Below are 8,376 nucleotides of genomic sequence, written 5' to 3' on the forward strand. Positions count from 1 at the left end.
CGTCGCGCGAGCCTCGGCTCGCCGACGCCGTCGACGCCGTGCGTGCGGCGCGGCAGCCCGACGGCACGTGGCTGCAGGCGGCGCCGCTGCCGGGGCGCACGTGGTTCGCCGTCGACGTGAACGAGGGCCATCCGTCGCGGTGGCTCACGCTGATCGGCATGCGCGTCCTGAACTGGTGGGACGCCGCCACTCACTGACCCACCGCGTGCAGGAAGGGACGGATGCCGCAGGCCGAGGCATCCGTCCCGGCTTCGTCGTGCTCTGAAGACCGCCCGCTATTCAGTGTTGCCAAGTACCGGTACTTAGTGTTACCGTTTAGTGGTACTCAGCAATACCGACTAGTGAGGGAGGTGATCTCGGTGGGAAACCAGATGACGGAGATGCTCAAGGGCACACTCGAGGGCATCGTGCTGGCGATCCTGGCCGCGCGACCGGCGTACGGCTATGAGATCACGGCGCGACTCCGGGAGCAGGGCTTCTCGGACATCGTCGAAGGCACGGTCTACGCACTGCTCGTGCGGATCGAGCAGAGGGGGCTGGTGGACGTGGAGAAAATCCCCTCCGAGAAGGGCCCGCCGCGCAAGGTGTACTCGCTCAACACGCAGGGGCGGGAGCAGCTCAGAGAGTTCTGGAGGACGTGGAGCTTCCTGGCAGGACGCATCGACCAGCTCCGCACCGATACGACGCACGACACCGCACACCACACCGAAGAAGGAGACAAGTGATGGCCGCCAAGTGGATCGAGTTCCTGACGGGCTCGCTCGAGCAGAAGAAGCAGTACCGGCAGTACAAGGCGCGTATCAACGCCCTGCCGGAGCCGTACGGCAGTGTCGCGAAGGCGACCGAGCGCTACCTCATGTACGCCGGCGGCATGGACGACGGCGACACCATGATGACGATGTTCGGCGACTTCGCCGATCTGTGGGATCGCGCCGCGACCGATGGAACGCCGGTGCGCGAGATCGTCGGCGACAACCCCGCCGAGTTCGCCGAGACGTTCGCCGCGGCGTACGGCGGAAAGCAGTGGATCGACAAGGAGCGCGCACGCCTGAACAAGGCGGTCGACGACGCCGCGCGCGCAGAGGAGAAGGGGACCGACTCGTGACCATCGCCACAGCTCCGGCGATTCAGGTGAAGGGCCTGGAGAAGTCGTACAAGGACCTGAAAGTGCTGCGGGGCGTCGATTTCGACGTCGCGCGGGGCAGCATCTTCGCCCTGCTCGGCTCGAACGGCGCAGGCAAGACCACCGCGGTCCGCATCCTGTCGACGCTGCTGAAAGCCGACGGCGGCGCCGCACGGATCAACGGGTTCGACGTCGCGTCGCAGCCGCAGAACGTGCGGGAGTCGATCAGCCTCACCGGACAGTTCGCCGCCGTCGACGAGATGCTCAGCGGCCGCGAGAACCTGGTGCTGGTGGCGCAGCTGCGTCATCTGAAGAACCCCGGCAAGATCGCCGACGACCTGCTCGCCCGGTTCTCGCTGACCGAAGCCGGAGGCCGCAAGGCGTCGACGTACTCCGGCGGCATGCGCCGCAGGCTCGACATCGCGATGAGCCTGATCGGCAACCCGCCCGTGATCTTCCTCGATGAGCCCACCACGGGCCTGGACCCCCAGGCGCGGATCGAGGTGTGGCAGACCGTCAAAGAGCTCGCGAACAACGGCACGACCGTGCTGCTGACCACGCAGTATCTCGACGAGGCGGAACAGCTGGCCGACCGGATCGCGATCCTGCACCGGGGCCGCATCATCGTCAACGGCACCCTCGCCGAGCTGAAGCAGCTGCTGCCGGCCGCGAAGGTCGAGTACGTCGAGAAGCAGCCCACCCTCGAGGAGGTCTTCCTCGCCATCACCGGAGACACCGACGCCGACGACGCGGCCGCCGTTCCCGCACAGACCACGAAGGAGCGATGATGTCCACCACGCATTTCTTCGGCGACACCGCCATCCTCACCGGCCGCTCGCTGCGCCACATCATGCGCAGCCCCGACACGATCATCACCACGGCCGTCACCCCGGTCGCCCTGATGCTGCTGTTCACCTACGTGTTCGGCGGCGCGATCGACCTCGGTGGGAAGACCTCGTACATCGACTACATGCTCCCGGGCATCCTGCTGATCACGATCGCGTCGGGCATCGCGTACACCGCGTACCGGCTGTTCCTCGACCTGCAGGGCGGGATCTTCGAGCGATTCCAGTCGATGCCGATCGCCAGGTCGAGCTCGCTGTGGGCGCACGTGCTGACCTCGCTCGTGGCGAACGTCGTCTCGCTTGCGATCGTCGTGGGTGTGGCGCTGCTCATGGGGTTCCGCACCGGAGCGAGCGTGCTGGACTGGCTCGCCGTGATCGGCATCCTGGTGCTGTTCACGCTGGCGCTGACGTGGGTCGCGGTGATCGCGGGCCTCGCGGCGAAGACGGTCGACGGTGCGAGCGCGTTCTCGTACCCGCTCATCTTCCTGCCGTTCATCAGTTCGGCGTTCGTGCCCACTGACACGATGCCGGCGCCGGTGCAGTGGTTCGCCGACAACCAGCCGGCGACCTCGATCGTCAACTCCCTGCGCGACATCTTCACCGGGCAGCCGGTCGGTGCCGACCTGTGGGTCGCGCTGGCCTGGTGCGTCGGCATCCTGGTCGTCGCCTACTTCATCGCGATGTCGATCTACAGGAAGAAGATCAGCTGACGTGACGCTCCGCGACACGGTCGAAAGCCCCGCGTTCCCCGGCCTGCCAGGGACCGCGGGGCTTCCGCGCGTGCCGACGGACGCCTACTCCCCGGTCGACGGCGAAAACGGCCTCGGCGGGTCGGGGTAGGTCAGCGCAGGCGCCGCAGATCCCGGCCAGATCGCGCGGGCAGCGGCCCGCCGCGGGGAAGCGACGGGGCGTGCGTCGGCCTCGAGCGGCCCGTCCCCGGGGGACGGAGCGTCGAGGGGCGCGTCGGCGCGGGATGCGTTCACGAGGCCTCCGGGTCGTGTCTGCGGTTCGGCCGTCCAGCCAAACCGAGGCGCCCGGATTCTCCGAGGGGCTTGTCAAAGCGACCTCCGGCGCGTACAGGTGTGGCGCGACACGCGGTATCGACGTTGTGCCTCCGCGTGTCTCGACACCTGAACCGGGGTGAGGATGCCGCAATGACGATCTGGTAACGTTGCCACACGTTGACGGAGCGACGCCACACACAGAGGAGTGCACAGCGTGACCAACGACGTCATCGGGGTGGGAATCGCCGGATTCTGGCACGTCCACGCGGGGGACTACGCCCGCGATGCGACCGAGCATGCGGGCACGCGCGTCGTCGCCGGGTGGGATGCCGATCCCGCGCTCGCGGCGGAGGGCGCGGAGCGCCTCGGCATCGAGCGGGCGGAGTCCCTGGATGCCCTGCTCGCGCGCCCCGACGTCGAGGCGATCACCGTGACGACCGCGACCGCCGACCACACCGAGGTCATCTCGCGGGCGATCCGCGCGGGCAAGCACGTCTTCACCGAGAAGCTGCTCGCGCCGACCGTCGCCGAATGCGAGGCGCTCGCAGTCCAGGCGCGCGAGGCCGGTGTCGCCCTCGTCGTGTCGCTGCCCCGGCTGTCGCAGCGCGAGATCGTCGCGGCATGCTCGCTCGTCGACGCAGGTGCCCTTGGCACGATCACCTACGCGCGTGTGCGTATGGCGCACGACGGATGGCTCGGCGGCTGGCTCCCCGAGCGGTTCGCCGACCCTGTCGCCGCGATCGGCGGTGCGTTCGCCGACCTCGGTTGCCACCCCGCGTACCTGGTGCAGCGCTTTCTCGGCGCACGCCCGTCTCGGATCACGGCCGGCTATGGCCGCGTCACCGACCATGCGGTCGAAGACAACGCCGTCGTGGTGGCGCAGTACGAGGGCGGCGCGCTCGGCGTGGCCGAGGCCGGCTTCGTCACGACGCCCGGAGCATTCGCGTTGGAGCTGCGAGGCACGAAGGGCTCACTGCTGTTCGGCTTCGGGCGCGACGAGCTCATCGGCAAGGGCGGTGAGCTCGGCGAGGACTGGGCCCCCGTCGCGCTCGGCGACCCGGCCCAGACGCCGTTCGACCTGTGGGTCGAGGCGATGCGCGGCGCCGCCGACCCCGCCGACAACGTGCGCGCGGCGATCGAGCTCACGCGCTTCGTCGTCGCCGCCAACACCGCCGCCGCGACCGGCGCAGCGGTCGGACTCGAACCGGAAGGACGCTCATGACCGCCACGGACGCTCGCAAGGTGTGTATCGGACTCATCGGGGCGGGCGACATCGCCGGCGCGCACGTGGCCGGCTACCGCCGCAACCCCGAGACGGTCGAGTTCGCCGCGATCGCCGATCCCGTGCGCGAGAGCGCCGAGAAGCGGAGCGGCGACGACGAGAACGCGCGGATCTTCGACGACTACCGCGAGATGATCTCTGCGGGCGGCCTCGACGCGGTGGACATCTGCCTGCCGCACCACCTGCACGCGGACGCGGTCATCGCGGCGGCGGATGCCGGACTCCACGTCCTGTGCGAGAAGCCGCTGTGCCTCACGCTGGAGGAGGCCGACGAGATCGCCGCGGCCGCCGCGCGCAATGGCATCACGATCATGTGCGCGCACAACCAGCTGTTCCAGCCGGCGGTCGCCGCCGCGAAGGAGCTCGTCGACAGCGGCGCCCTCGGGCGAGTGTACGAGGTGCGCACCACCGACAGCTTCTACAACGACTTCACGCTCGAGAGCATGGGCTGGCGCGCCCGGGCCGCGTCGTCAGGCGGCGGCGAGCTGATCGATACCGGCTACCACCCGCTCTACCTGCTGCAGCACTTCGCCGGCGGGACTCCGGTGCAGGTGGCGGCGATGCTCTCGCGCCACCGTCTGGAGTTCATGGAGGGCGAGGACTCGGCGCAGGTGCTGGTGCGCTACGACAACGGCGTGGTGGGCCACGTCACCACGAGCTGGGCGTACGAGCCCGCGGTCGGCACCGAGAAGTTCTCGCTCGTCGGCGAGAAGGGGTCGCTGAGCTCCGACGGCACGACGCTCGTCTCGCGCGTGCGCGGCGAACAGCCGGTCACGGTCGCGTTCGAGCCGGTGCACGAGTTCGCGGCCGAAATCGCGCACTTCGCCGAATGCATCCTCGAGGGTCGTCGCCCGATCCAGACGCACGTCGAGGGCATCGACGTGCTCGGAGTCATCCTCGCCGCGTACGAGTCGGCGACGACCGGCTCGATCGCCGACGTGCGGCGCTCCGATTCGAAGGCGTCCGTGCACGCGTAACCCTCGCTCGGTCGCGGCTCGACGGGCCGGTCGTCGTCGCTCCTCGGGTCTGCATCGGCGCGGGGTCGCCGACGACCGAGGCGTCAGCGGCGGGGGATGAGAGGAGCGGACTGCTCGCTCGAGGTGACGGCATCCGTCACCGGCAGGGCGTCGAGGATGACGCGCGCGACCTCGTCCGGGCGCTCGATCTGCGGCCACCGCCCCGACGGCAGGTCGACGAGCGTGACGTCGCTCATGAGCGCGACCTCGCGTGCGGGGTCGATGTTCGCAGCGAGCCAGCGGCGCACGTCGTCGGCGGTGAACTCGGTGGCGACCACCGTCACCGGGATGCCGAGGCGCCGCTGGTCGGCGAGCTTCTGCACCTGATCGAGCACGTGCGCCGAGTTCTCGCGGACGCGGTCGTGCCATTCCGAGAGACTCGGGTCGACCACGCGGTACCCGGCGGTGTTGGTGGTGGTGCCCCGGGCGTCCAGCGTGAAGCCGCTGAGCACGTGAGCGCCGTCGGCGCTGGGGAGCCCGCCGACGTACACGGCCGCCGCGACGCGCTCGACGCGGCGGTTCAGGGCGGCGTGCACGAGTCCGCACGCCTCCGCATGTCCGACCAGCACCACGCTGCCTGCGCACCGGTCGATGGCTCCCACGATCTCGGCGACGTGGTCGGCGAGCATCGTGCCGCTGCGGTCGGCCGTGCGCGAGTCGAGACCCCGCAGCGTGAGGGGGTGAGGGGAGTGCCCGGCTGCCTTCAGCAGCCGCGCCACGTCGTGCCACGCCGATGCGCCCATCCACAGCCCGGGAACCAGAATGACGTCCATCCCACCTCCATTCGCAGGTCAGAAGTCATGCTGGCCCGCCGACCTGGCACGCCGGAGGGGCTTGCTTCCCGGTACTGACTGTGCAAGCTCAGGCCGCGCCGGCGGCCAGGGCGTCCTCGCAGCCGAGCAGCAGCACGCCGGCGCTCCACGCGTGCGAGAGGGTCAGCAGCATGCCCTTCGGCTGGAAGCACTCGGTCTGGTAGTACCGCTCGGTCACCATGCCGCGGTAGGCGTTGAAGTCGCCGTCGAACCGGGCGACGAACTGCCGGAAGCACGCGAGGGTCTCGACGGCGCGCTCGCGGTAGTGCCCATCGGCAGTGGCGTCGGCGAGATCGAGCAGCTCGCGCGTGCAGATCAGCCCGTAGGCGTGCAGGTGCTGGTTGGATGCCGAGGCCTGGTCGGCACCGCGCGTGCCGAAGTCGAAGATGCCGAGCATCGACGTCGGCGCGAACTCGACGTCGTACGTGTAGCGGAACGTCAGTGCGAAGTCCGCGGCGCGACGGGCGAGATCGAGCCACCCCGGATCGCCGGTGACGCGGTGCAGCGCCATGTACGCCATGACCGCGACGTAGCCGTCCTCGCTCGTGACGGCGAGGTCGACGTCTTCGGGCGCGCCGTGCAGGTACTCGTCGTGCACGAATCGCGCGTAGTACCTCCCCGCGCGCTCGGCGGACGGGAGATAGCGCTCGTCCCAGTCCGCGGCCTCGACGAGGGCGCCCACCCACGCGAGCCCGGCTGTGCCGTCCCACGAGAGCACGTCGCCCGTCTCGGCGTGGTGGATGCTGCCGAGGTTGCCGTCGTCGCGCTGCCGTGCGACGACGACATCGAGGTTCGAGCGCGCCGCCCGGCGCCACTGCTCGCGGTCCTCGAGGGCGAGTGCGCGCACCAGAAACTGCGTCGCCTCGCCGAGCGTCCGGCTGTGGAGGCCGCGCTCGCGGGTCGTCCAGCTCTGGGTCCAGCCGCTGTCGCGATACCAGACGCCCCACAGCGTGCCGCTCGGCGCGAGCTCCGCGGTGCAGAAGTCGATCACCGACACCGCGGCGTCGCGCAGGGGAGGGGCGTCCGTCCGCTCGGCGTGCCGCAGCATCGCGTACGCCCAGGGGATGCCCGACACCCACCCCACGTGCATGGCCTGTCGGTCGACGGACGTGCCGTCGCGGCCCGACACCTCGCGGTCGAAGCCCACCGTCTCGAGCAGCACGCCCGGTTCGGGGTCGTAGTGCCAGCGCAGCAGGCCGTCGGCGCTCAGGACGGCGGCGGTCGGCACGTCGATCCACGGACGCAGGGGGGAGGCGGCGACGGATGCCTCGCGCAGGCCGCGCAGCACGCGCGCGTAGTCGTGCCGGTCCGGGCCGAGGGCATGCACGCGCACCGAGAGCTCGATGGCGTCGCCTGGCTCGAAGCGGTGCCGCTGGACCTCCGCCGTTCGCGGCGTGCCGTCGCCGTAGTACGTCACCGGGACCTCGCGCGCCGGGAAGGTCGCGCTGAGCTCGGCGACCCCGTCGCGTAGGGCGAAGCCGATGCCCGTGAGTCCGAGCGGGGTGACGGGCTCGGCAGAAAGCGCGAGACCCGGCGCGCCGGGTGCGGGCCAGGTGAAGATCACGGGCGTGGCAGCACGATCCGAGCGGAAGTGCCACTCGTCGCTCACGAAGGCCGCGTGCTGCTCCGCGCTGCCGGCGCCCGCCTCGAACCGCGGATACAGCCGGTCGTTCGCGGCGGGACGGTTCTCACCGTAGAAAAGGCCGGGGATGAGCCACCACGGGTCGCTCGCGCCCCCTGCGGCGACCGTCACGCGGACGGCAGCCTCCACCGGCCGCGTGCCTGTGAACCGCACGGCGACGACGTGCCGATCGCCGTCGGGGCGGAGCTCGATCTCGAAGTCGCCGGGATCGGCGTCGAGGATCGCCGCCGCCGGCGACGTGCCGGACGCTGCACTCACGTCGGCTGCTCGCCCAGCGGCCACTCGAGCAGGTCGACCTCGACGACGTCGGCGGTGGGGTCGAGCGGCACCCGGAACGTGCGCACCTGATGCGGCCGGAAATCGCCCTCGATCGTGCGGCCGACCAGCGGCAGCTCGAGGCGTGCCTTCCCCGGCTCGCCGCGCGTCTCGACGGCCCGGACGATGAGGTCCGCGGGCGCACCGTCGGGGACGTCTTCGCTCCCCTTGATCGCCGTCACCATGACGGCGCCGGCGCCGTCGTCGGCGAAGCTGTCGCGGGGCGGGAGGTCGCCGTCGTGGAACGACTCGAGCTGCGCGCGCACGGGAGCCCCGAGCACGGCGGCGCGCCGCGTCGGCTGCGCTGCGCGCCAGTCGCCCGCGTGCGGGAGGAGCT

Annotated in this window: 9 protein-coding genes and 2 pseudogenes; 8 read left to right on the forward strand and 3 right to left on the reverse strand. The window is 70.6% G+C overall.

All coding sequences use genetic code 11. The features are described 5' to 3' along the window. The 8 genes and pseudogenes from EIO58_RS08725 to EIO58_RS08755 all read left to right on the forward strand — a co-directional run. Positions 1 to 197: pseudogene (locus EIO58_RS08725) on the forward strand (squalene cyclase); the annotation flags it as partial. A gap of 162 nt (positions 198 to 359) precedes the next feature. Further along, complete coding sequence (locus tag EIO58_RS08730; protein ID WP_127819204.1) at positions 360 to 725, forward strand: PadR family transcriptional regulator; 366 nt, start codon at positions 360 to 362, stop codon at positions 723 to 725. Beyond that, positions 725 to 1,105 (forward strand): DUF1048 domain-containing protein, encoded by a 381-nt coding sequence (locus EIO58_RS08735; RefSeq protein WP_127819205.1) that lies wholly within the window; start codon positions 725 to 727, stop codon positions 1,103 to 1,105. The genes EIO58_RS08730 and EIO58_RS08735 overlap by 1 nt, the downstream gene beginning before the upstream one ends. A 2-nt stretch (positions 1,106 to 1,107) precedes the next feature. Then, positions 1,108 to 1,911 (forward strand): ABC transporter ATP-binding protein, encoded by an 804-nt coding sequence (locus tag EIO58_RS08740; protein WP_127819211.1) that lies wholly within the window; start codon positions 1,108 to 1,110, stop codon positions 1,909 to 1,911. Then, positions 1,911 to 2,678 carry an ABC transporter permease gene (locus EIO58_RS08745; protein ID WP_127819206.1) on the forward strand — a complete coding sequence of 256 codons (768 nt, stop codon included), beginning with the start codon at positions 1,911 to 1,913 and terminating at the stop codon, positions 2,676 to 2,678. The genes EIO58_RS08740 and EIO58_RS08745 overlap by 1 nt, the downstream gene beginning before the upstream one ends. A 1-nt stretch (position 2,679) precedes the next feature. After that, positions 2,680 to 2,808 (forward strand): hypothetical protein, encoded by a 129-nt coding sequence (locus EIO58_RS19510; RefSeq protein ID WP_274543204.1) that lies wholly within the window; start codon positions 2,680 to 2,682, stop codon positions 2,806 to 2,808. Positions 2,809 to 3,186: 378 nt separating this feature from the next. Next, a complete protein-coding gene (locus EIO58_RS08750; RefSeq protein ID WP_127819207.1) occupies positions 3,187 to 4,194 on the forward strand; it encodes a Gfo/Idh/MocA family protein in 1,008 nt (335 codons plus the stop codon). Next, positions 4,191 to 5,231, forward strand: coding sequence for a Gfo/Idh/MocA family protein (locus tag EIO58_RS08755; RefSeq protein ID WP_127819208.1), 1,041 nt, complete (start codon positions 4,191 to 4,193; stop codon positions 5,229 to 5,231). Before EIO58_RS08750 ends, EIO58_RS08755 begins: the two co-directional genes overlap by 4 nt. A gap of 83 nt (positions 5,232 to 5,314) precedes the next feature. On the opposite strand, the gene EIO58_RS08760 is transcribed toward EIO58_RS08755, so the two are convergent. The 3 genes and pseudogenes from EIO58_RS08760 to EIO58_RS08770 form a co-directional block, all read right to left on the reverse strand. Further along, positions 5,315 to 6,043: an alpha/beta fold hydrolase gene (locus EIO58_RS08760; RefSeq protein WP_127819209.1), complete on the reverse strand. Its 729-nt coding sequence runs from the start codon at positions 6,041 to 6,043 to the stop codon at positions 5,315 to 5,317. Between the two features lie 88 nt (positions 6,044 to 6,131). Continuing rightward, entirely contained in the window at positions 6,132 to 7,982 is a 1,851-nt protein-coding gene (locus tag EIO58_RS08765; RefSeq protein WP_127819210.1) for a hypothetical protein, read from the reverse strand. After that, a pseudogene (locus EIO58_RS08770) lies at positions 7,979 to 8,376 on the reverse strand (alpha-mannosidase); the annotation flags it as partial. The pseudogene EIO58_RS08770 and the gene EIO58_RS08765, both read right to left, overlap by 4 nt.

It is taken from the genome of Microbacterium sp. CPCC 204701, from assembly GCF_004010105.1.
Lineage (GTDB): Bacteria > Actinomycetota > Actinomycetes > Actinomycetales > Microbacteriaceae > Microbacterium.

What these genes read in the sequence shown, in the direction of transcription:
- EIO58_RS08735 (WP_127819205.1), top strand. Translation starts at nt 725, where the DNA reads ATGGCCGCCAAGTGGATCGAGTTCCTGACGGGCTCGCTCGAGCAGAAG.
- EIO58_RS08745 (WP_127819206.1), top strand. Translation starts at nt 1,911, where the DNA reads ATGTCCACCACGCATTTCTTCGGCGACACCGCCATCCTCACCGGCCGC.
- EIO58_RS08755 (WP_127819208.1), top strand. Translation starts at nt 4,191, where the DNA reads ATGACCGCCACGGACGCTCGCAAGGTGTGTATCGGACTCATCGGGGCG.
- EIO58_RS08760 (WP_127819209.1), bottom strand. Translation starts at nt 6,043, where the DNA reads ATGGACGTCATTCTGGTTCCCGGGCTGTGGATGGGCGCATCGGCGTGG.